This window comes from Rhodoferax sp. OV413 (assembly GCF_900104385.1).
Classification (GTDB): Bacteria; Pseudomonadota; Gammaproteobacteria; order Burkholderiales; family Burkholderiaceae_C; genus Rhodoferax_B.
The window spans coordinates 116,649-137,016 of record NZ_FNJA01000005.1 but is presented as its reverse complement, the minus strand read 5'-3'; the positions used below and the strand labels follow the sequence as shown (position 1 = coordinate 137,016).

Sequence of the window (20,368 nt, the reverse complement as noted above, 5' to 3'; positions counted from 1 at the left end):
GCTACTTGGACAACAGCCGCATGGTGTCTTCCAGGCCCTTGAGGGTCAGGGGGAACATGCGCTGGGACATGAGCTGCTGGATCACGCCAATGCTTTGGCGGTACTGCCACAGGCCTTGGGGCTCGGGGTTGATCCAGGCGAACTTGGGGAAGGCCTGGGTCAGGCGCTGCAGCCAGGCGGCGCCGGGCTCTTCGTTGTTGTATTCCACGCTGCCACCGGCTTGCAGGATCTCGTAGGGGCTCATGGTGGCATCGCCGATGAAGATCAGCTTGTAGTCCTTGTTGTACTTGCGCAGGATGTCCCAGGTGGCGAATTTCTCGCTGTAGCGGCGGCGGCTGTGCTTCCACATGAAGTCGTACACGCAGTTGTGGAAGTAATAGAACTCCAGGTGCTTGAACTCGCTTTTGCTGGCGCTGAACAGCTCTTCGACCCGCTGCACGTGTTCGTCCATGCTGCCGCCGACATCCATCAGCAATAGCACTTTGACGTTGTTATGACGTTCCGGCACCATTTTGATGTCCAGATAGCCGGCGTTGGCAGCGGTAGAGCGTATGGTGTCGGGCAGGTCCAGCTCGTCGGCATGGCCTTCGCGAGCAAATTTGCGCAGCCGGCGCAGCGCTACCTTGATATTGCGCGTGCCCAGCTCCTGCTGGTCGTCATAGTCCTTGAAGGCGCGCTGGTCCCAGACCTTGACCGCGCTTTTGTTGCGGCTTTTTTCCTGGCCTATACGTATGCCCTGCGGGTTGTAGCCGTTGGCGCCAAACGGGCTGGTGCCGCCGGTGCCTATCCATTTGCTGCCGCCTTCGTGGCGTTCTTTTTGCTCTTCGAAGCGCTTTTTGAGCGTTTCCATCAGCTCGTCCCAGCCCATCTTCTCGATCTTGGCTTTTTCTTCGGGGCTGAGCTCGAGCTCCAAATTTTTGCGCAGCCATTCGAGCGGCACATCCTGGGTGAAGTCGGCCACCGTCTCCACCCCCTTGAAGTAGGTGGCAAAGGCCTGGTCGAACTTGTCGTAGTGCTTTTCGTCCTTCACCAAAGTGCAGCGGCTCAGATAGTAAAAGTCGTCTATCTTGTAGCTGTCTTCGCTGTTCGGGCCTACTACGCCGGCCTGCAGGGCTTGCAGCAGGCTCAGGTATTCCTTCACCGAAACCGGCAGCTTGGCGGAGCGCAGCGTGTAGAAGAAGTCGATCAGCATGGTGGCGGGCTCAATCGCGCGGCTTATTCAGCAGCCAGCGCAGATGCGCCTTCACCGTCGGCCATTCGCTGGTAACGATGCTGAACACCACGGTGTCGCGCAAGGTACCGTTGGGGGCGAGCTGGTGGTTGCGCAGCACGCCGTCCTGCTTGGCGCCGATCCGGGCAATGGCAGCGCGGCTTTCGAAGTTGAACCAGTGGGTACGGAACTCGACCGCTATGCAGTTCAGGGTTTCGAACGCATGCTTGAGCAGCAATAGCTTGGTTTCGGTGTTGATGCCGGTGCGCTGGGCGCTTTTGCTGTACCAGGTGTGGCCAATCTCCAGGCGGCGGTTGGTGGCATCGACATGGAAGTAGCGGGTCGTGCCCACGATTTTGCCGTCGGACTTACGCCGCACCACAAACGGCATGGCGCCCTGGTTGTCGCGCATCTCAAGCGCTTTGTCGATATAGCTGAGCGCGGCATCGGCGCTGGCTACGCTGGTGTACCAGAGCTTCCAGAGTTCGCCATCGGCTGCTGCGGCCAGCAGCTCGTCTGTGTGTTCTTGCCGCAAGGGTTCCAGCAGCACATGGTTGCGTCCGGTCAGGGTCACAGCATCTATGAAGCGGGCCATGCGAGTCTCCGGCTTGGGTTGAGCTAGGGTCAACGGTGGTGGCGTTGCATGAACACCAGTTTCTCGAACAGGCTCACATCCTGCTCGTTTTTGAGCAAAGCGCCCACCAGCGGCGGAACCACCACAGAGTCGTCCTGGCTATGCAGGGTGGCGGCGGAAATGTCTTCGGCCACCAGCAGCTTGAGCCAGTCGAGCAGCTCGGAGGTGGACGGCTTTTTCTTCAGACCCGGCAGGTTGCGCACGTCGTAGAAGGTCTTCATGGCTGCCGTCAGCAGCTCTTTCTTGAGATCGGGAAAGTGCACGTCGACGATCTGCTGCATGGTGCCGGCGTCCGGGAACTTGATGTAGTGGAAGAAGCAGCGGCGCAAAAACGCATCCGGCAGCTCCTTCTCGTTGTTCGAGGTGATGAACACCAGCGGGCGGTTCTTGGCCCGGATCAGCTCGCGCGTCTCGTAGCAGTAGAACTCCATGCGGTCGATCTCGCGCAGCAAGTCGTTGGGAAACTCGATGTCGGCCTTGTCGATCTCGTCGATCAGCAGTACCACCGGTTCGTCGGCGGTAAACGCCTGCCACAGCACGCCTTTGACGATGTAGTTATGGATGTCCTTAACCCGTGCATCCCCCAATTGCGAGTCACGTAGGCGGCTCACGGCATCGTATTCATACAGGCCCTGCTGCGCCTTGGTGGTGGATTTGATGTGCCACTGCAGCAACGGCATGCCCAGCGCCAGGGCGACTTCCTCGGCCAGCATGGTCTTGCCGGTACCGGGTTCTCCCTTGACCAGCAGCGGGCGCTGCAGCGTGGCGGCCGCATTGACTGCCAGCATCAGGTCTTGGGTGGCGACGTAGTTGTTGGAGCCTTGAAACTTCATGGGATGGAGCTAGCCGGAAGAAGTGAAGAAATATGAAGCGCGCCGGATATAATCGAAGGTTGATTACAGGCTCGATTTTTCACCAGATTGTGCGCGCAAAAATGAATAAGTATTTCACCACGGTATTTGCATTGGCAGTCGCTTCCATGGGCGCTGCATCCTTTGCCCAGGAGATCGTCGGAGACCCCAAAGCAGGCCATGCCAAGGTGGATATGTGCATTGGTTGCCACGGTATCGTGGGCTACCAGGCCAGTTTTCCGGAGGTGCACAAGGTGCCCAAGATTTCCGGCCAGGGCGCGAAGTACATCGTTGCCGCACTCAATGCCTACAAGAAGGGCGAGCGCAAGCACCCCACCATGCGCGGTATTGCCGATTCGCTGAGCGACCAGGACATGGCCGATGTGGCTGCTTTCTACAGCGCCAACGGCGTGGTCGAAGGTGCTGCACCGCCGGCCAAATCCACGGTGGAACCGAGTGCCCAGGTGGCGGCTTTGCTGACCAAGGGCGCATGCGTGTCCTGCCATGGCGACAACTTCTCCAAGCCCATCGACCCCAGCTACCCCAAGATCGCCGGCCAGCATGCCGACTACCTGTTCGTGGCTTTGAAGTCCTACAAGGTAGAGAACAACGCGCTGGTAGGCCGCTCCAACGCCATCATGGGCGGCGTGGCCAAGCAGTTCTCTGCGGCCGAGCTCAAGGCGTTGGCGGGCTACGTGAACTCGCTGGACGGCGAGCTCAAGGTGGTGCCGCAGTCGCGCTTCCGCTAAGCCGGATTCAGCCTTTCAATAAAAAACCCGCTTCGGCGGGTTTTTTATTGGGTGGGTCAGTCTTGCGTGGCCCGGCGCTGCACGCAATCTATATAGGCAGCACCGTCAGGCGGGCGCCCAGCGCGCTGGCTTTCCCAAAGCATCTGGCCCAGGCAGTCCATGGTCTCATGGTGGGCATCGTGCAGGGAATCGCGGCGGCGCGTCAGCAATTCGACCGACTGGCGGATGCCGCGTGGCTGGTCGATAGAGCATTGCTCGCTGATCGACAGGTGCATGGACAGGTGCAGGAAGGGGTTGGTCTTGCCGGCTTCGGCGTCGAAATTGCGGGCCAGTGCCGCATCCACATCGCGGAAGTCTGCATGGTATTCCGGGTGCTCGTCGATCCATTGGCTTGCTATGGTTTCAATAGCTTCTAGCGCTTGTCCTGTCTGCGCCTTGGCGTAAACAGAGCAAAAGAATCGACGGACATCGGCTTGGGACGGATTGAACATCCTGCAAGCCTACCATGGGCAAAGCGCAGCCCTGGGGTGGCTCCTAGAATCCCCGACCATGCTTGCAAGCTTTCCCCTGATCACCGACTGGCATTTCTATGCTATCTCCATTCCTGCCGTGCTGTTGCTGGGCATCAGCAAGAGCGGCTTCGGCGCCGGCTTTGGTTCGCTGGCCGTGCCGATGATGGCCTTGGTGGTGACCGTGCCACAGGCGGCCGCCATCCTGATGCCGGTGCTTCTGTTGATGGATGTGCTGGGGCTGGCGGCTTTCCGGCGCAACTTCGACGCGCCTTTGCTGCGCTTTTTGATACCGTTCGGGCTGCTCGGTACGGTGCTCGGGGCGCTGCTGTTCAAGCTGCTGGATGCCAAGCTGGTGGCGGGCCTGGTCGGCGGCTTTACCTTGCTGTTTCTGGCCCAGCGCCTGTTGTTTCCGCCCCGGCCCGACAGCCCACCGCCGCCGCGTTGGGTTGGCGCCTTGTTGACCATCACCTCGGGCTTCACCAGCTTCATAGCCCATGCGGGCGGTCCGCCGATCAATGCCTACGCGATTCCGCTGCGCCTGTCGCCGCTGAAGTTCTCGGCCACCATGGCGGTGTTCTTCTTCTGCATCAATCTGTCGAAATGGATTCCGTACGCCTGGCTGGGCTTGCTGGACTGGCGCAACCTGGCCACGTCGATCGCGCTGTTGCCCATAGCGCCGGTGGGTGTGTGGATAGGCGTGCGCATCGCCAAGCGCATCAGCCCAGTGTTGTTTTACCGCTTGCTTTACCTTGGCATGCTGCTGACCGGATGCAAATTGCTGTGGGATGTTGTGAAATAGACGATACAGCGGGGCTGGTGGCTCATGCGCGCGAAGGCAGTGTGTAAAAGGGCCTTGCTCTATGGCCAATGTTGGAATCAAATGGTTACACCTATTACATAAAACCGAACCTCGATTTGGGGAAACCATGGACCAGACCGGGCGTCTTTACAAAATTGACCAGCTGCTGCGGCAGCACAAGGTCATTAGTTTCGCAGCTTTGCAGGCCGAGCTGAATGTCTCCCGAGCGACCTTGAAGCGTGATCTGGACGATCTGCGCACCCGCCTCAAACTCCCCATTGAATGGAGCCGCGCCGCGGGTGGCTACCGGCTTGCCCCCATGGCCGGCGAGGTGACCACCGGCGCCCACGAACTGCCGGGCCTGTGGTTCTCGTCCACCGAAATCCATGCCTTGTTGACCATGCAGCATCTGCTGGCGAGCCTGGACACCGGCGGGCTCATCATCAACCCGGTGCCGGTGGGCGACCGGCTCAAAGCCTTGCTGGACAGCAAGGACGCTGAGCTGCAGGAGCTGCGCCGGCGCGTGCGCATCATCGGCCTGGAGCAGGACACCGCCACGCCGCGTTATTTCGAGCGGGTCGGCCTGGCCCTGGTGCGGCGCAAGCGCCTGGGCCTGGTGCATGCGCAAGGCGGCGAAAGCGTGATGGAGCCCGATATCTCGCCGCTGCGCCTGGTGCATTGCCGCGGTGGCTGGCATCTGGAAGCCTGGAGCCATTCCCTGGAGGTGCTGTGCAGCTTTGCGGTAGACGCAATCACCGACGCCCGGGTCCATGCGAGCACTGCCATCGACGTGCCCGAGCCCAAACTGGACGCCCATTTCGGCCCCGGCTACGGTGTGTTCACCAGCGGCCGGGTGCGCTGGGCGCGGCTGCAGTTCAGCGCCGAACGGGCCAGCGCGGTGGCCAATGTGCAGTGGCATCCGCTACAGCAAGGCAAGCTGCAGAACGACGGCAGCTACCTGCTGCGCGTGCCCTATATGGACCACCGCGGGCTGATTGCCGACATCCTGCAGCACGGCGCCCACTGCGAGGTGCTAGGCCCGGCCAGCCTGCGCCAGGCCATGGCCGACGAGGTGGGCAAGATGGTGCTCGCCTACCAGGCGCCCGCGCCGGCAGACGAAGAAGAAGCCCAGGCGCTGGACGAGGCGCTGTAACTAGTAGCCTCAGCTCTCGGTTTTGCCCCAGCCCTGGGGCCGCCGCTGCGCCTGCTGCGCGCGCTCCTGGGCCATCTGCTCTTCCAGCTGCTGCCGGCCCTCGGTGGCCACGGCGATGAACTTCGCCCGGTCTTTGCGGTGCGGGTACAGCTGCTCGAACAGATCGATGTTGTGCCGGCGAAAGCGCATCGCCTGCTGGCGCGCCTCGTGCGCGGGGTAGCCCAGAATCTCCAGCACCGAGCGTGCGCTGCGCAGGCTGGACTCGAACACCTCGCGCTCCACCCGCTGCACGCCGCGGTCGCGCAGCTCGTTCCAATGCGGCACGTCGCGGGCCCGGGCGACGATCTCCAGGTTCGGGAAATGTTCGCGCGCCAGGTCGATGATCTTCAGGCTCTGCTCTTTGTCGTCCACCGCCACCACCAGAATCTTGGCGGTGGCCGCACCGGACAGGCGCAGCAAGTCCAGCCGGGTGGCGTCGCCGTAGAACACCCGGAAGCCAAATTGGCGGATGGCATCCACCATGTCGGCATCGTGGTCCAGCACGGTGGCGCTCAGGCCCTGGGTCAGCAGCATGCGGCCGACGATCTGGCCATAGCGGCCAAAGCCGGCAATGATGATCGGGGCTTCCTGCTGCTCCGAGATTTCGTCCAGCCGCTTGCCGCCGCGCTCGGCAAAGCGGGGTAGCAACAGCTTGTCGATGGCCAGCAGCAGCAAGGGGCTGACGATCATCGACACCGCCACCGAACCGACCAGCAGCGACGAGGTCTGGGCCGAGAACACCTGTGCGGCGCTGGCCGTCTGGAACACCACGAACGCAAACTCGCCGCCCTGGGCCAGCAGTACGGTGAACACCGGTCGCTCCTGAAACGGCACGCCCATGAACTTGGCGATGGCGTAGATCACCAGCAGCTTGGCGGCCAGAAAGCCGACCACGATGGCCGCCATCAGCCCCGGCGACTGGCGCAGCACGCCAAAGTCCACCCCCATGCCCACGGCGATGAAGAACAGCCCCAGCAGCAGGCCCTTGAAGGGCTCGATGTCGGTCTCCAGCTCGCGCCGGTATTCGCTTTCGGCCAGCAGCACGCCGGCCAGAAACGCACCCAAGGCCATCGACAGGCCGACCGACAGCATCAGCGAGGCAATGCCCACCACCAGCAGCAAGGACGCGGCGGTAAAAATCTCCGGCGCCTTGGAGCGCGCAATCCAGCGGAACAGCGGCCGCAACAGCAAACGCCCGCCCAGCACGATGCCCGCAATCACTGCTACAGTTTTAAGAGCTTGCAGCGCAGGCGATGTATGCGTTAGAGCCTCATTTTGTTCAGAAGCCGCGCCCAGCAGCGGCAGCAGCGCCAGGATGGGAATCGCCGCCACGTCCTGGAACAGCAGGATGGAAAACCCGGCCTGGCCGCTGCGCGTGGGCAGCAGATTGCGTTCGCCGAACACCTGCAGCGCAATCGCCGTGCTGGACAAGGCCAGGCCCAGCGCTGCCACCAGCGCGATACGCCAGGGCGCGCCGGCCGCCATGCCGACCAGCAAAATTACTGCCGCGCAGCCCAGCACCTGGGCCGAGCCCCAGCCGAAGATGGGCCGGCGCAGGCTCCAGAGCCGCTTGGGCTCCAGCTCCAGTCCGATCAAAAACAGCATCAGCACCACGCCGAACTCGGCGAAATGCAGGATGTCCTGCACCTCGGTGACCAGGCCCAGGCCCCAGGGGCCGATGACGATGCCGGCCGCCAGGTAGCCGATGATGGAGCCCAGGCCCAAGGCTTTGCTCAGCGGCACGGCGATCACCGCGGCGCTGAGGTAGATGAAGCTGTTGGTCAGCCAGGTGGGTGCGTGTTCCATGTGCTTGGGTGCTCAGGTGCTCAGTTCGGGCCAATGGGGGTAGCTCTGCAGCCGCTGGCGAAAGCTGTCGATGTGGGTGCTGACCTCTTGCTTGCCCGCGCTGTGGGCGGCGTGCAGCACCAGCGGTGGCAAGAAGCGCATGCCGCATAGCGCAGCGGTCTGCTCGTAGGGCGGCAGGAAGTTGTCGAACGGGTGCCGGTGGTCGTTGCCGGGCTGGTACGAACCCTCCTGCCCGCCGGTGGTCAGCACCAGCCATAGGGCCTTGCCACGCAGCGCGGTGCCGGGCGTGCCGGCCGGAGCCACATCCGGGCCCTCGGACGATACCGCGCCATAGGCCCAGCCGTAGGTCAGCACCTCGTCGAACCAGAGCTTTTGCAGCGCCGGCATCGCGTACCACTGGATGGGGTGCAGCAGCACCAGCAGGTCGGCGGCCTCCACCCGGGCCTGCTCGGCGGCCACGTCGATGTCGTAGTCGGGGTAGTTGGCGTACAGGTCCTGCACCTCGATCTGCGGGCCTTCGGCGCTGGCGGGCAGGGCTCGGGCGGCGGCCAGCAGGCGCTGGTTGACATTGGAGGCGCGCCAGTTGGGGTGGGCGGCCAGGAGGTAAATACGGGGTGGGGAAGTGGTGGGAGGTGTGGGAGGACGCGGATCTTGCATGCCGCTAACATAGCAAAATTTTTTGCAGTTTCCCTTTTTAGGAGCCATCCATGCCCATCGTCGTTGTTGCCAGCCCCAAAGGCGGTGTCGGCAAGTCCACACTGTCGACCCAGATCGCCGGCTATTACGCCTCGCGGGGCCACCACGTGGTGCTGGGCGATGCGGACCCGCAGCAATCGGCACGCCTGTGGCTGAGCCTGCGCCCGGCCTCGGCCGCGCCGATCCAGCCCTGGGACGTGGAGGCCGACGAGATCGACAAGCCGCCCAAAGCCGGCAAGGAAACCACCTACGCGGTGCTGGACACCCCGGCCGGCCTGGAGGGCAAGCGCTTCAAAGACGTGATGAAGCTGGCCGACAAGATCATCGTGCCGCTGCAGCCCAGCGTGTTCGACATTTTTGCCACGCGCAAGTTTCTGGACCGGCTGGCCGAGCACCGCCGCATCGACAAGATGCAGGTCGGCCTGGTCGGCATGCGGGTCGACGAGCGCACCCTGGCCGCCGAGCGCCTGCACGACTACCTGGAAGGCCTGGAGCTACCGGTGCTGACCTATCTGCGCAACACCCAGAACTATGTGCACCTGGCTGCCGGCGGGCTCAGCGTGTTCGACGTGGCGCCGGGCCGGGTCGAGAAAGACCTGGAGCAGTGGCAGCCGCTGAGCGCCTGGCTGGACGCCTGAGGCCATGCGCAGCTTCGACCGCTTTGCCGACCTGGCCGCGGCCGTGGGCAGCGAGATTGCCGTCAGCGACTGGACGCTGATCACCCAGCAGCAGGTCAACCAGTTCGCCGACGCCACCGGCGACCACCAGTGGATCCATGTGGACGTGGAGCGGGCCAAGGCTGGGCCGTTCGGCGGGCCGATTGCGCACGGCTTTCTGACGCTGTCGCTGCTGCCGCGGCTGTTCGATGCCTCGTTCGGCATCGCCGAGTCGCGCATGGCGGTGAACTACGGGCTGAACAAGGTGCGCTTCATCAGCCCGGTGCCGGTGGGTGGCCGGGTGCGCGCGCGGCTCAAGCTGCTTGCCTGCACGCCGCTGCCGGCTGAAACACCGGGCGTGCAGCTCACGCTGGAGGCGACGATGGAGCTGGAAGGCCAGGCCAAGCCCGTTTGTGTCGCCGAGTCGCTGGTCCGGCATTACGCCTGAATTTATAAGAAATCAGGCGCTAGCGCATATTTCACAAGCGCTAGTAGCTATCAATTCAGTAGCTATTCAAAGCCGCACTGGCGCCAGGCTTCGAACACCGTCACTGCCACCGCGTTGGATAGGTTCAGGCTGCGCTGGCCGGGCCGCATCGGCAGCTTGAGGCAGCGCTCGGGCGTGAAGTCGGCGCGCACACTCTCGGCCAGGCCTTTGGTTTCTGAGCCAAACACCAGCCAGTCGCCAGCGGCAAAGTCGGTGTGGAACACATTGCCGGTGCCACGCGTGGTCAGGGCGAACATGCGCTGCGGGTCGGGCAGGGCGCTGGCCATGAAGCTTGGCCAGTCGGCATGCCGGGTCAGGGTGGCGTATTCGTGGTAGTCCAGGCCGGCGCGGCGCATGTGCTTGTCGTCCATGGAGAAGCCCAGCGGCTCCACCAAGTGCAGATGGCAGCCGGTGTTGGCCGCCAGGCGGATGACGTTGCCGGTGTTCGGCGGGATTTCGGGTTCGACCAGGACGATGTGAAACATGGGCCGGATTATCCGGGATGCGCTGTAGGCCGCTGCCGACGCGGCGGCGCGGCCTGGTCCGGGTGACATTGCCGGCCAGCGGGGCCAAGATGGAAGCCCGCACCAGGAGCCAATATGCCATTCCAATCGCACAAACCCCACCGCCCGCACGACGATGTACCGGGCGGCCCGGAACCCGGCAGCTTGCCGGTAGAGCCCGACGCCGGCGCGCCGCAACCGGCTACGCCGCAAGACCCGGGCGATGGCGGCTTGCCAGACCCCGCGCCCTGACGCACTGCGCAAAGCCGGCTCTAATAGCGGCTGTCTTCACTTCCCGTTTTTCCATGAAAACCATCGACCTGCGCAGCGACACCGTGACCCGCCCCAGCCCCGCCATGCAAGCCGCCATGGCCGCCGCCCCGCTGGGCGACGACGTGTATGGCGACGACCCCACGGTGAACCGGCTGCAGGCCACGCTGGCCGAGCACCTGGGTTTTGCCGCCGGCCTGTTCTGCCCCAGCGGCACCCAGAGCAACCTGCTGGCGCTGATGGCGCATTGCCAGCGCGGCGACGAGTACATCGTCGGCCAGGAGGCGCATTGCTACAAATGGGAGGCCGGTGGCGCCGCCGTGCTGGCCAGCATCCAGCCCCAGCCGCTGGACCACGCGGCCGATGGCTCGCTGCCGCTGGAGCGCATCGCCGCGGCCATCAAGGCGGATGACTTCCACCATGCGCGCACGCGTTTGCTGGCGCTGGAGAACACGATTGGCGGCAAGGTGCTGCCGCAAGACTATGTGGAAGCCGCCACCGCACTGGCCCATGGCCGGGGGCTGCAATGCCATCTGGACGGCGCGCGCTTCTTCAATGCGGCCGTGGCCTCGCAGCGACCCGGCGAGTCGCTGGCGCAGGCCGAGCGCCGGCTGGTCGCTGGCTTCGACTCGGTCAGCATCTGCCTGAGCAAGGGCCTGGGCGCGCCCGTTGGTTCGGTGCTGCTGGGCAGCCAGAGCCTGATCGACCAGGCGCGGCGCTGGCGCAAGATGCTGGGCGGCGGCATGCGCCAGGCCGGTGTGCTGGCCGCGGCCGGCCTGTATGCGCTGGAGCACAACGTGGCGCGTCTGGCCGACGACCATGCGAACGCCCGCTTGCTGGCCGAGCTGCTGGCCGGCGTGCCGGGGCTGCGGGTCGACCTGGGGCCGACGAATATGCTGTTCCTGCAGATCGCGCCCGAGCAGGCCGATGGCTTCATGGCCCATCTGCAGGCGCAGCAGGTGCTGGCATCCGGCCGCTACACGCTGCGCCTGGTCACGCATCTGGACGTAAGCGAGGCCGATGTGCGGCGCGTGGCCCAGACCATCCGCTCCTTCTTCTAGCCGTCGATCTTGATGCCCTTTTGGGCGATCAGGTTGCGGTAGACGGCGGTGTCGGCCTGGATGCGCTGGGTCAGCGCGGCGGGCGACGGGTCCTGGTCCTTCCAGCCCTGCAGCAGCAGCTTTTGCCGGATCTCGCGGTTGCCGAGGATCTTGGCCAGTTCGCTGGCCAGCCGCGCCTGGTGGGCGGCGGGCATGCGGGCCGGGGCCATCACCGCGTTCCAGACTTCGATGTTCACGCCTTTCGCGCCCAGCTCGTCCATGCTGGGCAGCTCCGGCGCCAGCGGGCTGCGCTGCGCCGAGGTGACGGCCACGGCGGCCAGCTTGCCGGCCTGCACCAGCGGCATCACGGTGGCCGCGGGCAGCAGGGTCAGCTGCACCTGGCCGCCCATCATCGCGTTCAGGATCGGCGGGCCGCCGTTGAACGGCACGTGCAGCGCCTTGAAGCCCAGCGCCTGCTTCACCAGCTCCATGCCCAGGTGCCCGCCCGAGCCCGGGCCTATCGAGCCGTAGGCCAGGCGGTCGCCATCGGCGTGCACGGCCTTCAGGTAGGCGGCGGTGTTGCCCGGGTATTCGGCCTTGGGCACCACCCAGACCAGGGGTGCGCTGCCGATCAGGGCGATGGGGGCAAAGTCTTTTTGCGGTTGGTACGGCAGCTTGGCGTAGAGAAACGGCGAGCTGGTCAGCGGCCCGTTGCCGATCACGCCTATGGTGTGGCCGTCGTCGGCCTTGGCCAGCGCATCGGCGCCGATGTTGCCGCTGGCGCCGGGCTTGTTTTCCACCACCACCGCCTGGCCCAGGGCCTTGGACAGCGGCTCGGCCAGCATGCGGGCCTGGATGTCGGGCGAGGAGCCGCTGGGGTAGCCGACGATGATGCGCAGCGGCTTGCTGGGCCAGGCCTCTGCCGCCTGGGCCTGCAGAGCCAGGCCGCTGGCCAGCGCGAGGGCGGTGTGGAGGAATCTGCGTTTGTTCATGTTGTGTCTCCTGTGGGGTGGAATTGTGCGAATAAGTCCATGCGCGGTGCCAGCCGGGTGGCCGTGTCCAGCGCGTCGTGGCGGGTGTGGCTGAGCAGGCCGAAGGCCTCGGGGGCGATGACCGTGCTGCTGTAGGGCGCGAGCTCGGCGCGAAGCTGCTCGGCTTGCTCCAGCAGCCGGGCCGGGTCCACGCCTTGCAGCATCAGCACATGGCGGTGCGCGCCCTGGGCCAGGGCGTTGGAGGCCTGGTTGCCCAGGCCGGCCACCGGGTAGGCGCCCATGTCGGCCAGCTGGCCCCAGTGGGCACAGACTACGTGGTGGTTCAGGGCTCTGGCGCTTATTCTGCTTGCGCAGGCAGCTATGTTTTCAGGAGCAATGTCGAGTACCGTGACAACCAACTGGCTCGCGCTGGATACGCCGACCGCACCGCGCAGCGTGCACGGCAGGCGCAGAAAGTCGCGCAGCGCCGGGCGCATGCGGGCCGACCAGGGACTGGGCTGGGCCATCACGTCGCGGTAGCCGGGCGTGTCCAGCGCGGCCAGGCTGTCCAGCGCATAGCAGGTGAAGTAGCGCAGCGGGTCGTGCAGCGCACGGTAGCGCCAGGTTTCGACAAAGCCGGGCAGGGCGGTGCGCTCGGGCACGTGCTCCAGGCTGTGCCAGGCCTCGTACTCGTCCTGCACCTCGGGGGCCACGCTGTTCCACAGCGCCAGAAAGGCTTGCATCACACTACCTCGGCCTGCGGCTGGATCAGCACCTTGGTGGCGGCCTTGTTGTGCGCCAGCGCAAAGCCGTCCAGCGCCTGCGCCAGCGGGAAGCGGTGGGTGATCATGTGCTGCAGCAGGGCGTGGTGTTCGCGCATGAAGTCCATCACCAGCGGCCAATGCGCCTCGGGCGCGCGGTAGCTGCCGCGCAGCTGCTGGTGGTTGCGTACCAGGGCCGTCAGGTCGATGGGCACCGGCTGGGCGTGGATGCCGGTGATCACCAGCACGCCATGGGTCTTGAGTGCAGCCAGTGCGGGGTTGATCACGGCGGCAGCGCCGGTGGCCTCGATCACCACGTCGAATTTGCCCTGGGTCAGGTAGGGCGCCAGCGCCTGGGCCATGGGCTGCTCGGCAAAGTCCAGCAGGTCGGTAAAGCCCATGGTCCGCAACACGTCGAAGCGCGCGGCATCGTCATAGCCGGCCACCACCACCTGGGCGGCTCCGGCCGCGCGGGCGAACAAGGCGATGCCCTGGCCGATATTGCCCGGCCCCAGCACCAGCACCCGGTCGCCGGCCTGCACGCCGCCCATGCGCACGGCTTCGTGGCTGACGGTCAGCGGCTCGGCCAGCGCCGCCACATCGGCGGGCACCTCGGCGGGCACAGCCACGCAGTTGCGCGCCGGCACCACGACCCAGGGCGCAAAGCCGCCATCGCGCAGCACGCCTATGCCGCGCCGCCGGGTGCAGGCGTCGAAGTCGCTCTTTTGGCAGGCCGGGCATTGGCCGCAGACGGTGGACGGTCGCACCGCCACCCGGGTGCCGGGCGGCAAACCGGTGACCGCGCTGCCACAGGCCGCGACCTCGCCACTGAACTCATGGCCTACGGTGACCGGCAGGGCCGCGGCCAGGAAGTGGTAGCTGGCGGTCCAGGCATCGATGTGCAGGTCGGTGCCGCAGACGCCAGCGGCCTGCACCCGGAGCAGCACTTCGTGCGGGCCGGGGGCGGGGGGCGCGTCGACGGTCTGGAGTTCCAGGCCGGGGCCGGTATGGGTTTTTTGCAGTGCTTGCATGGTCATGCCTTGGTGGGGATGGCTGGCAGTGTGCCGGCGGCTGTGCCATACGTCCAAGACCGATGGAGTATGTGCGGCATACTTGAAAGTTATAGATGGGAGCGGCGATGGAACTACGGCATCTCAGGTATTTCGTGGCGGTGGCCGAGCAGGGCAATGTGAGCCGGGCGGCGCAAAAGCTGTTCATTGCGCAGCCCGCACTGTCCACCCAGATCCGCCAGCTGGAGGAAGAGGTGGGCGCGCCGCTGCTGGTGCGCGTGCCGCGCGGCGTGCAGCTGACGGCGGCGGGCACGGCGTTTCTGGAGGACGCGCGGGCGATCCTGGCGCGGGTGCAGCAGGCCACTGTGCATGCGCGCGCCCATGGCGTGCAGGAGCGCAGCGTGCGCATCGGCCTGGTGCCGTCGGCCACGCATTCGCTGCTGCCGGGCCTGTTGCAGCGCCTGCAGCAGGCCGGCATGGGCACCCAGCTGCAGGTGCGCGAGATGATCAGTTCGCAGCAACTCAAGGCTATGCAGAACGATGAAATCGACATCGGCCTGGCCCGGCCGGCCGAGCCGCTGCAGGACGACGCCTATGTGCACATGGCCGCGCAGATCACCGACCCGTACTGCCTGGCCCTGCCCGCGCAGCATCCGCTGGCGGCGGAGCCGGGCGTGGTGGCGCTGAAGCAGGTGGCGCATGCGGAGTTTGTGGCGTTCTCGCGCTACCAGGACCCGGCCTACTTCGACCGCACGGTGGCGCTGTGCATGGAAGCCGGTTTCAGCCCGCATATGCGACATGAGGCCGGGCAGTTCATCAGCGTGCTGGCCCTGGTGGGTAGCGGCCTGGGGGTGGCGATCGTGCCGGCCTCGCTGGCGGTGCTGGCCCATTCACAGGTGGTGTTCCGGCAGCTGGCGGCTTCCGGCTACACCAGTCGCCTGGCCGTGGTGTGCCGCAAGGCCTGGCTGCAGACCGAGGGCGCGGCGGCGGTGCTGGCGTTGGCCGTGCAAGAGCTGCAGCTGTTGGGCCAGCGCTTACCGGCTTAGTCCGCCGGGGTACGCGCCACCACCAGGCCGGTGATGTGGGCGGCACCGGCCTGGCGCAGCACGGCGGCAGCGGCAAACAGGGATGCGCCACTGGTCATCACGTCGTCGACCAGCACCAGGCGCTGGCCGCGCAGACTGGCGGCCTGCAGTGGCTCGACGGCAAACGCGCCCTGCACATTGCACAGGCGTTCGGCCCGCTTCAAGCTGGGCTGGGGCGCTGTATGCCGGGTGCGCAGCAGTAGCTGGGCCTGGGTTTTGTGCGGCGCCAGCTGGCGGGCCAGCTCCAGCGCCTGGTTGTAGCCGCGTTCGCGCAGCCGTTCGGGTGACAAAGGCATGGGCAGCACGGCGTCGCATTGCTCCAGCGCCGGCTCGACCCAGGGGCTGTGCCGCAGCAGCTCGGCCAGGGTGGCGGCCCAGCCGACCTGCTGGCGGAACTTGTACTGGGCGATGCATTGCGACCAGGGGTAGGCATAGGCCACGGCGGCAAAGCAGGCGTCAAGTGCCGGTGGGTTCAACAAACAGGTACCGCATTGCGCTACGCCATCGGGCAAGGGCAGGGCACAGGTGCGGCAGCGCGGCACCGGCTGGGCGAAGCGGCTCACGCAGGCGCCGCACACCGGCTGGCTCGGCCAGGCACGGCAGACCGCGCACTGGCTGGGCAGCAGGGTTGTCGCCTTGTGCAAGAGCGCGCGGAACATGGGCTCAATATACTCGTGGGCTCAACCCATGACGACCGAACTCCCCCCCACTATCGACCCGCCAGCGGCTGCCCGCTGGGCCCAGTTACGCACCACCACCTCGCCCTGGCTGCACGAAGAAGTCGCCCGCCGCATGGAGGACCGCCTGCAGTGGATCAAGCTGCAGCCCCAGGCCTGGGCGCATTGGGAGCCGGTGCGCGGCGGCCTGGAAGCCCATGCCAAGCTCACGGCGCGCTATCCAAATTCCGAGTGTTATGTGGTTGAAGCGCATGCAGAACAAGCGCAGGTAGCTATTCAATCTGTAGCAAAGCCGTGGTGGAGCCCGGGCCGCTGGAGTGCTGCTGCCCAGCACGCTCAACTGCCGCCCGACGGCAGCGTGCAGATGCTGTGGGCGAACATGCTGCTGCATTCGGCGGCCGATCCGCAGGCGCTGATCGCCCAGTGGCACCGGGCGCTGGCGGTGGACGGGTTCCTGATGTTCTCTTGTCTGGGGCCGGACACGGTGCAGGAGCTGCGCGGCGTCTACCAGGCCCAGGGCTGGCCGCTGCCCGGCCACCAGTTCACCGATATGCACGACTGGGGCGACATGCTGGTGCATGCGGGGTTTGCCGAGCCGGTGATGGACATGGAGCGCATCCGCCTGACCTACGAGAGCCCCGCGCGGCTGCTGCAAGACCTGCGCGAAGTCGGCCGCAATCTGCATCCGCAGCGTTTTGCGGGTCTGCGCGGTCGGCAGTGGCGGGCGCAGCTGGAGCAGGCACTGGCCACGCAATTGGCCGATGCCGCGGAAAACGGGCGCCTGCCGCTGACCTTTGAACTGATTTACGGCCATGCGCTCAAGCCCCAGCCCAAGCTGCGCGTCAGCGCCCACAGCGCGGTATCGTTGCGCGACATGCGGGACATGCTGCAGCGGGGTAAACAGGGCGGTGTTTGACAGTCTTTAGGGGTAAACGCGCGGTAAAGCCCGGCTACAATTCGCGGTTAGAAAAACATATGGGTATCTCCCCACGCAGTAAGGCAGATCGGTAGGCGACAAGCGCGTTGGCTGGTGTGCTGAATTTTGTGAGTGCCATTCGTGTCGAACCTGGTATTTCGCTTCGCCACAGTTTCGGGCCAGAACATCCACTGGTTTCTGAAGCGCAACTGCTCGGTCACGCCGGCCCAGTTGGGTTGGATGTATGCATCGATCTGTGTGGTGTCTCTCGCTATTGCGACGTTTTTCTGGGCCCAGGGTGCGACTTTGGTGTTGGCGTTTGCCTGGCTGGAGTTGGCGGCGGTAGGCACTGCCTTCCTGGTCTACGCCCGCCACGCGAGTGACGGCGAAAGAATTTCGCTGCAAGGTATGCAGCTGGTGGTCGAGCTGGAAAACGGCGGGCACCTGGAGCGGGCCGAGTTTCGCCGTGAGTGGGTTCGTATCGAGCCCAAGACCGGCGACCGGTCGTTGATCGAGGTGTCGGGCCAGGGGCGGTCAGTCGAGGTAGGACGGTATGTGAGTCCAGAGCTACGGTCGGCTTTGGCACGTGAAATCCGAATGGCGTTGCGCAGTGCGTAGCGCGTGTCCATGGGCGCACTGGATGGCACGGCAAGATTGGTTCAATTGAGGTGTTGAATAAGTGAAAACGATGAAGATGATTCCTAACAAATTGGCTTCACTGCTGCCCGCGCTTGGCGTTTGGGCGGGCGCATGGCTCAGCACCGCGGCGCATGCCGTCAATGATCTTCCCGGAGGCCCTGCCGTACGGCAGCTGAATCTGCCACCGGCCGTCACCAAAATCGCCGCCGAGCAGCAGTCGCTGCACTGGTTCATGCTGATCGTCTGTACCGTCATCTTTCTGGCGGTGTTCAGTGTGATGTTCTATTCCATCTGGAAGCACCGCAAGTCCAAGGGCTACAAGGCGGCCAACTTCCATGAGTCCGTCACCGTCGAAGTGATCTGGACGATTGTTCCGTTCGTGATCGTGATTCTGATGGCCTTGCCCGCGACCAAGGTCGTGGTCGCCATGAAAGACACCACCAACGCCGACCTGACCATCAAGGCCACGGGCATGCAGTGGAAATGGGGTTACGACTACATCAAGGGCGAAGGCGAAGGCATTGGCTTTGTGTCCACCCTCGACAGCAGCCAGCGCGCCATGTCCAATAGCGGCGGCCCCAAGGCCGGCGAAGTGGTCGATGACTACCTGCTGAAGGTCGACAACGCCCTGGTGGTGCCGGTCAACAAGAAGATCCGCATCATCACTACCGCCGACGACGTGATCCACGCTTTCATGGTGCCGGCCTTCGGTATCAAGCAAGATGCGATTCCTGGTTTTGTGCGCGACACCTGGTTCCGCGCTGAAAAAGTGGGTAGCTACTACGGCCAATGCGCCGAGCTATGCGGTAAAGAGCATGCCTACATGCCCATCCACGTGAAAGTGGTGTCGGCAGAAGACTATTCCAAGTGGGTCGAAGGCGAAAAGAAGAAGATGGCCGCCAAGTTGGACGATCCAACCAAGGTCTGGACCCTGGACGACATCCTGAAGCGCGGTGAAAAGGTCTATGCCGCCAACTGCGCGGCCTGCCACCAGGCCAACGGCAAGGGCGCTGGCCCGATCAAGCCGCTGGATGGCTCGGCTACCGTGCTGGATGCCGACAAGAACAAGCAGATCCATGTATTGCTGAATGGTCAGAACAACGGTGCCATGCCCGCATGGAAGCAGCTGAGCGATACCGATATTGCGTCGGTGATCAGCTACACCAAGAACAACTGGTCGAACAAGACCGGTCAGCTGGTGCAGCCGGCCGATGTCTTGGCCCAGCGCGGCAAGTAAGCTGACCTCGTAACGTACAGATCCCCTAGGAATAAAGATGAGTGCAGTTCTCCATCCCCACGATCACGACCACGCGCACGATGGGCATGACCACCACGCCCCCACCGGCTGGCGCCGCTGGGTGTTTGCCACCAACCACAAGGACATCGGTACCTTGTACCTGCTGTTCAGCTTCACCATGCTGATGGTCGGAGGCATCTTGGCGCTGTTGATCCGCGCCGAGCTGTTCCAGCCAGGCCTGCAGCTGATCAACCCTGAGCTGTTCAACTCTCTGACCACCATGCACGGCCTGATCATGGTGTTCGGTGCCATCATGCCGGCCTTCGTGGGCTTTGCGAACTGGATGATTCCGCTGCAGATTGGCGCGTCCGACATGGCTTTTGCCCGCATGAACAACTTCAGCTTCTGGCTGATGATTCCTGCGGCGCTGATGCTGGTGTCCTCGTTCTTCATGCCTGGTGGCGCACCCGCTGCCGGCTGGACGCTGTACGCACCGCTGACGCTGCAAATGGGCCCGTCCATGGATGCCGGCATTTTCGCGATGCACATCCTGGGCGCCTCGTCGATCATGGGTTCGATCAACATCATCGTGACCATCCTGAACATGCGCGCGCCTGGCATGACCTTGATGAAAATGCCGATGTTCTGCTGGACCTGGCTGATCACCGCCTACCTGCTGATCGCCGTGATGCCCGTGCTGGCTGGTGCCATCACCATGACGCTGACCGACCGCCACTTTGGTACCAGCTTCTTCAACCCCGCCGGTGGCGGCGACCCGGTGATGTACCAGCATATTTTCTGGTTCTTCGGTCACCCCGAGGTGTACATCATGATCTTGCCGGCCTTCGGCATCATCAGCCACATCGTGCCGGCGTTTGCGCGCAAGAAGCTGTTCGGCTATGCGTCGATGGTGTACGCCACCTCGTCCATCGCCATCCTGTCCTTCATCGTCTGGGCGCACCACATGTTCACCACCGGCATGCCGGTGACGGGCCAGCTGTTCTTCATGTACGCGACCATGCTGATCGCCGTGCCTACCGCCGTGAAGATCTTCAATTGGATCGCCACCATGTGGCAGGGTTCGATGACCTTTGAAACCCCGATGCTGTTCGCCGTGGGCTTCATCTTCGTGTTCACCATGGGTGGATTCACCGGTCTGATCCTGGCCGTGGCGCCTATCGACATCCAGCTGCAGGACACCTACTACGTGGTGGCGCATTTCCACTACGTGCTGGTCGCCGGCTCCTTGTACGCGATGTTTGCCGGCTTCTACTACTGGTGCCCCAAGTGGACCGGTGTGATGTACAGCGAAACCCGCGGCAAGATCCATTTCTGGTGGTCGCTGATTGCTTTCAACGTGACCTTCTTCCCGATGCACTTCCTGGGCTTGGCCGGTATGCCACGCCGCTATGCCGACTACCCCATGCAGTTCGCCGACTTCAATGCGATCGCATCGGTGGGCGCATTCGCCTTCGGTATTGCCCAGGTGTATTTCTTCCTGTTCATCGTGGTACCCGCAATGCGCGGCAAGGGCGAAAAAGCCTCTGCCAAGCCCTGGGAAGCTGCCGAAGGCCTGGAGTGGGAAGTCCCATCTCCTGCGCCTTTCCACACCTTCGAGACACCTCCCAAGCTGGATAGCACGGCCACCCGTGTCATCGGCTAAGGCG

The 20,368-nt window shown here is 64.4% G+C and carries 23 protein-coding genes; 12 read left to right on the top strand and 11 right to left on the bottom strand.

Annotated elements, in window-relative coordinates:
• Nucleotide 1: 1 nt before the first annotated feature.
• Genes BLT66_RS17440 through BLT66_RS17430 form a run of 3 tightly spaced genes read right to left on the bottom strand, consistent with a single transcriptional unit; the run spans nucleotide 2 to nucleotide 2,677 of the window.
• Nucleotides 2-1,192, bottom strand: a complete 1,191-nt coding sequence (locus BLT66_RS17440; protein WP_092759443.1) for a vWA domain-containing protein — start codon at nucleotides 1,190-1,192, stop codon at nucleotides 2-4.
• 10 nt (nucleotides 1,193-1,202) lie between these two features.
• Nucleotides 1,203-1,805 carry a GNAT family N-acetyltransferase gene (locus BLT66_RS17435; protein ID WP_092759441.1) on the bottom strand — a complete coding sequence of 201 codons (603 nt, stop codon included), beginning with the start codon at nucleotides 1,803-1,805 and terminating at the stop codon, nucleotides 1,203-1,205.
• Between the two features lie 29 nt (nucleotides 1,806-1,834).
• Nucleotides 1,835-2,677: an AAA family ATPase gene (locus tag BLT66_RS17430; protein WP_092759439.1), complete on the bottom strand. Its 843-nt coding sequence runs from the start codon at nucleotides 2,675-2,677 to the stop codon at nucleotides 1,835-1,837.
• Nucleotides 2,678-2,778: 101 nt separating this feature from the next.
• Between BLT66_RS17430 and BLT66_RS17425 the strand changes: the two genes are divergently transcribed.
• Nucleotides 2,779-3,444: a c-type cytochrome gene (locus BLT66_RS17425; RefSeq protein ID WP_092759437.1), complete on the top strand. Its 666-nt coding sequence runs from the start codon at nucleotides 2,779-2,781 to the stop codon at nucleotides 3,442-3,444.
• A gap of 56 nt (nucleotides 3,445-3,500) precedes the next feature.
• Here BLT66_RS17425 and BLT66_RS17420 read toward each other — a convergent pair whose 3' ends face one another.
• Nucleotides 3,501-3,935, bottom strand: a complete 435-nt coding sequence (locus BLT66_RS17420; protein WP_092759435.1) for a DUF1841 family protein — start codon at nucleotides 3,933-3,935, stop codon at nucleotides 3,501-3,503.
• Nucleotides 3,936-3,993: 58 nt separating this feature from the next.
• Between BLT66_RS17420 and BLT66_RS17415 the strand changes: the two genes are divergently transcribed.
• Together BLT66_RS17415 and BLT66_RS17410 are read left to right on the top strand one after the other, a co-directional pair.
• Complete coding sequence (locus BLT66_RS17415; protein ID WP_092759433.1) at nucleotides 3,994-4,755, top strand: sulfite exporter TauE/SafE family protein; 762 nt, start codon at nucleotides 3,994-3,996, stop codon at nucleotides 4,753-4,755.
• Nucleotides 4,756-4,882: 127 nt separating this feature from the next.
• Nucleotides 4,883-5,908: a helix-turn-helix transcriptional regulator gene (locus BLT66_RS17410; RefSeq protein ID WP_092759431.1), complete on the top strand. Its 1,026-nt coding sequence runs from the start codon at nucleotides 4,883-4,885 to the stop codon at nucleotides 5,906-5,908.
• A gap of 9 nt (nucleotides 5,909-5,917) precedes the next feature.
• Here BLT66_RS17410 and kefC read toward each other — a convergent pair whose 3' ends face one another.
• Together kefC and BLT66_RS17400 are read right to left on the bottom strand one after the other, a co-directional pair.
• On the bottom strand, nucleotides 5,918-7,753 hold the full coding sequence (gene kefC / locus BLT66_RS17405; RefSeq protein WP_092759429.1) for a glutathione-regulated potassium-efflux system protein KefC: 1,836 nt from the start codon (nucleotides 7,751-7,753) through the stop codon (nucleotides 5,918-5,920).
• Nucleotides 7,754-7,765: 12 nt separating this feature from the next.
• Nucleotides 7,766-8,410 carry a glutathione-regulated potassium-efflux system oxidoreductase KefF gene (locus BLT66_RS17400; protein ID WP_092759427.1) on the bottom strand — a complete coding sequence of 215 codons (645 nt, stop codon included), beginning with the start codon at nucleotides 8,408-8,410 and terminating at the stop codon, nucleotides 7,766-7,768.
• A gap of 50 nt (nucleotides 8,411-8,460) precedes the next feature.
• On the opposite strand from BLT66_RS17400, the gene BLT66_RS17395 reads away from it, so the two are divergent.
• Together BLT66_RS17395 and BLT66_RS17390 are read left to right on the top strand one after the other, a co-directional pair.
• On the top strand, nucleotides 8,461-9,087 hold the full coding sequence (locus BLT66_RS17395; RefSeq protein WP_092759425.1) for a ParA family protein: 627 nt from the start codon (nucleotides 8,461-8,463) through the stop codon (nucleotides 9,085-9,087).
• Nucleotides 9,088-9,091: 4 nt separating this feature from the next.
• Nucleotides 9,092-9,553, top strand: a complete 462-nt coding sequence (locus BLT66_RS17390) for a MaoC family dehydratase (RefSeq protein WP_092759423.1) — start codon at nucleotides 9,092-9,094, stop codon at nucleotides 9,551-9,553.
• Nucleotides 9,554-9,615: 62 nt separating this feature from the next.
• On the opposite strand, the gene BLT66_RS17385 is transcribed toward BLT66_RS17390, so the two are convergent.
• Entirely contained in the window at nucleotides 9,616-10,077 is a 462-nt protein-coding gene (locus BLT66_RS17385; protein ID WP_092759421.1) for a tRNA (cytidine(34)-2'-O)-methyltransferase, read from the bottom strand.
• A gap of 114 nt (nucleotides 10,078-10,191) precedes the next feature.
• Between BLT66_RS17385 and BLT66_RS26840 the strand changes: the two genes are divergently transcribed.
• The gene (locus BLT66_RS26840) at nucleotides 10,192-10,347 is read left to right on the top strand and encodes a hypothetical protein (RefSeq protein ID WP_176955085.1); all 156 of its coding nucleotides are present in this window, start codon (nucleotides 10,192-10,194) and stop codon (nucleotides 10,345-10,347) included.
• Between the two features lie 53 nt (nucleotides 10,348-10,400).
• The gene (ltaE, locus tag BLT66_RS17380; protein ID WP_092759419.1) at nucleotides 10,401-11,426 is read left to right on the top strand and encodes a low-specificity L-threonine aldolase; all 1,026 of its coding nucleotides are present in this window, start codon (nucleotides 10,401-10,403) and stop codon (nucleotides 11,424-11,426) included.
• Here the strand turns inward: ltaE and BLT66_RS17375 are convergent.
• From BLT66_RS17375 to BLT66_RS17365, 3 genes are read right to left on the bottom strand one after another with little or no spacing between them, the layout of a single operon-like run.
• Entirely contained in the window at nucleotides 11,423-12,397 is a 975-nt protein-coding gene (locus tag BLT66_RS17375; protein WP_092759417.1) for a Bug family tripartite tricarboxylate transporter substrate binding protein, read from the bottom strand. The genes ltaE and BLT66_RS17375 overlap by 4 nt on opposite strands.
• Nucleotides 12,394-13,119, bottom strand: coding sequence for a DUF4286 family protein (locus BLT66_RS17370; RefSeq protein ID WP_092759415.1), 726 nt, complete (start codon nucleotides 13,117-13,119; stop codon nucleotides 12,394-12,396). Before BLT66_RS17370 ends, BLT66_RS17375 begins: the two co-directional genes overlap by 4 nt.
• Entirely contained in the window at nucleotides 13,119-14,168 is a 1,050-nt protein-coding gene (locus tag BLT66_RS17365) for a zinc-dependent alcohol dehydrogenase (RefSeq protein WP_092759907.1), read from the bottom strand. Before BLT66_RS17365 ends, BLT66_RS17370 begins: the two co-directional genes overlap by 1 nt.
• A 107-nt stretch (nucleotides 14,169-14,275) precedes the next feature.
• Here BLT66_RS17365 and BLT66_RS17360 point away from each other — a divergent pair, with 107 nt between their 5' ends.
• Complete coding sequence (locus BLT66_RS17360; RefSeq protein ID WP_092759413.1) at nucleotides 14,276-15,193, top strand: LysR substrate-binding domain-containing protein; 918 nt, start codon at nucleotides 14,276-14,278, stop codon at nucleotides 15,191-15,193.
• On the opposite strand, the gene BLT66_RS17355 is transcribed toward BLT66_RS17360, so the two are convergent.
• Complete coding sequence (locus tag BLT66_RS17355) at nucleotides 15,190-15,891, bottom strand: ComF family protein (protein WP_092759411.1); 702 nt, start codon at nucleotides 15,889-15,891, stop codon at nucleotides 15,190-15,192. The two genes, BLT66_RS17360 and BLT66_RS17355, sit on opposite strands and share 4 nt — an antisense overlap.
• Nucleotides 15,892-15,919: 28 nt before the next feature.
• On the opposite strand from BLT66_RS17355, the gene BLT66_RS17350 reads away from it, so the two are divergent.
• The 4 genes from BLT66_RS17350 (at nucleotide 15,920) to ctaD (ending at nucleotide 20,364) form a co-directional block, all read left to right on the top strand.
• Nucleotides 15,920-16,825: a class I SAM-dependent methyltransferase gene (locus BLT66_RS17350; RefSeq protein WP_092759409.1), complete on the top strand. Its 906-nt coding sequence runs from the start codon at nucleotides 15,920-15,922 to the stop codon at nucleotides 16,823-16,825.
• A 141-nt stretch (nucleotides 16,826-16,966) separates the two neighbouring features.
• The gene (locus BLT66_RS17345; protein ID WP_092759905.1) at nucleotides 16,967-17,443 is read left to right on the top strand and encodes a DUF2244 domain-containing protein; all 477 of its coding nucleotides are present in this window, start codon (nucleotides 16,967-16,969) and stop codon (nucleotides 17,441-17,443) included.
• Nucleotides 17,444-17,513: 70 nt separating this feature from the next.
• Nucleotides 17,514-18,701 (top strand): cytochrome c oxidase subunit II, encoded by a 1,188-nt coding sequence (gene coxB, locus BLT66_RS17340; RefSeq protein ID WP_092759407.1) that lies wholly within the window; start codon nucleotides 17,514-17,516, stop codon nucleotides 18,699-18,701.
• 37 nt (nucleotides 18,702-18,738) lie between these two features.
• Complete coding sequence (gene ctaD, locus BLT66_RS17335) at nucleotides 18,739-20,364, top strand: cytochrome c oxidase subunit I (protein ID WP_092759405.1); 1,626 nt, start codon at nucleotides 18,739-18,741, stop codon at nucleotides 20,362-20,364.
• Nucleotides 20,365-20,368: the final 4 nt, after the last annotated feature.

What these genes read in the sequence shown, in the direction of transcription:
- BLT66_RS17440 (WP_092759443.1), bottom strand. Translation starts at nt 1,192, where the DNA reads ATGCTGATCGACTTCTTCTACACGCTGCGCTCCGCCAAGCTGCCGGTT.
- BLT66_RS17435 (WP_092759441.1), bottom strand. Translation starts at nt 1,805, where the DNA reads ATGGCCCGCTTCATAGATGCTGTGACCCTGACCGGACGCAACCATGTG.
- BLT66_RS17430 (WP_092759439.1), bottom strand. Translation starts at nt 2,677, where the DNA reads ATGAAGTTTCAAGGCTCCAACAACTACGTCGCCACCCAAGACCTGATG.
- BLT66_RS17425 (WP_092759437.1), top strand. Translation starts at nt 2,779, where the DNA reads ATGAATAAGTATTTCACCACGGTATTTGCATTGGCAGTCGCTTCCATG.
- BLT66_RS17420 (WP_092759435.1), bottom strand. Translation starts at nt 3,935, where the DNA reads ATGTTCAATCCGTCCCAAGCCGATGTCCGTCGATTCTTTTGCTCTGTT.
- BLT66_RS17415 (WP_092759433.1), top strand. Translation starts at nt 3,994, where the DNA reads ATGCTTGCAAGCTTTCCCCTGATCACCGACTGGCATTTCTATGCTATC.
- BLT66_RS17410 (WP_092759431.1), top strand. Translation starts at nt 4,883, where the DNA reads ATGGACCAGACCGGGCGTCTTTACAAAATTGACCAGCTGCTGCGGCAG.
- kefC (WP_092759429.1), bottom strand. Translation starts at nt 7,753, where the DNA reads ATGGAACACGCACCCACCTGGCTGACCAACAGCTTCATCTACCTCAGC.
- BLT66_RS17400 (WP_092759427.1), bottom strand. Translation starts at nt 8,410, where the DNA reads ATGCAAGATCCGCGTCCTCCCACACCTCCCACCACTTCCCCACCCCGT.
- BLT66_RS17395 (WP_092759425.1), top strand. Translation starts at nt 8,461, where the DNA reads ATGCCCATCGTCGTTGTTGCCAGCCCCAAAGGCGGTGTCGGCAAGTCC.
- BLT66_RS17390 (WP_092759423.1), top strand. Translation starts at nt 9,092, where the DNA reads ATGCGCAGCTTCGACCGCTTTGCCGACCTGGCCGCGGCCGTGGGCAGC.
- BLT66_RS17385 (WP_092759421.1), bottom strand. Translation starts at nt 10,077, where the DNA reads ATGTTTCACATCGTCCTGGTCGAACCCGAAATCCCGCCGAACACCGGC.
- BLT66_RS26840 (WP_176955085.1), top strand. Translation starts at nt 10,192, where the DNA reads ATGCCATTCCAATCGCACAAACCCCACCGCCCGCACGACGATGTACCG.
- ltaE (WP_092759419.1), top strand. Translation starts at nt 10,401, where the DNA reads ATGAAAACCATCGACCTGCGCAGCGACACCGTGACCCGCCCCAGCCCC.
- BLT66_RS17375 (WP_092759417.1), bottom strand. Translation starts at nt 12,397, where the DNA reads ATGAACAAACGCAGATTCCTCCACACCGCCCTCGCGCTGGCCAGCGGC.
- BLT66_RS17370 (WP_092759415.1), bottom strand. Translation starts at nt 13,119, where the DNA reads ATGCAAGCCTTTCTGGCGCTGTGGAACAGCGTGGCCCCCGAGGTGCAG.
- BLT66_RS17365 (WP_092759907.1), bottom strand. Translation starts at nt 14,168, where the DNA reads ATGCAAGCACTGCAAAAAACCCATACCGGCCCCGGCCTGGAACTCCAG.
- BLT66_RS17360 (WP_092759413.1), top strand. Translation starts at nt 14,276, where the DNA reads ATGGAACTACGGCATCTCAGGTATTTCGTGGCGGTGGCCGAGCAGGGC.
- BLT66_RS17355 (WP_092759411.1), bottom strand. Translation starts at nt 15,891, where the DNA reads ATGTTCCGCGCGCTCTTGCACAAGGCGACAACCCTGCTGCCCAGCCAG.
- BLT66_RS17350 (WP_092759409.1), top strand. Translation starts at nt 15,920, where the DNA reads ATGACGACCGAACTCCCCCCCACTATCGACCCGCCAGCGGCTGCCCGC.
- coxB (WP_092759407.1), top strand. Translation starts at nt 17,514, where the DNA reads ATGAAGATGATTCCTAACAAATTGGCTTCACTGCTGCCCGCGCTTGGC.
- ctaD (WP_092759405.1), top strand. Translation starts at nt 18,739, where the DNA reads ATGAGTGCAGTTCTCCATCCCCACGATCACGACCACGCGCACGATGGG.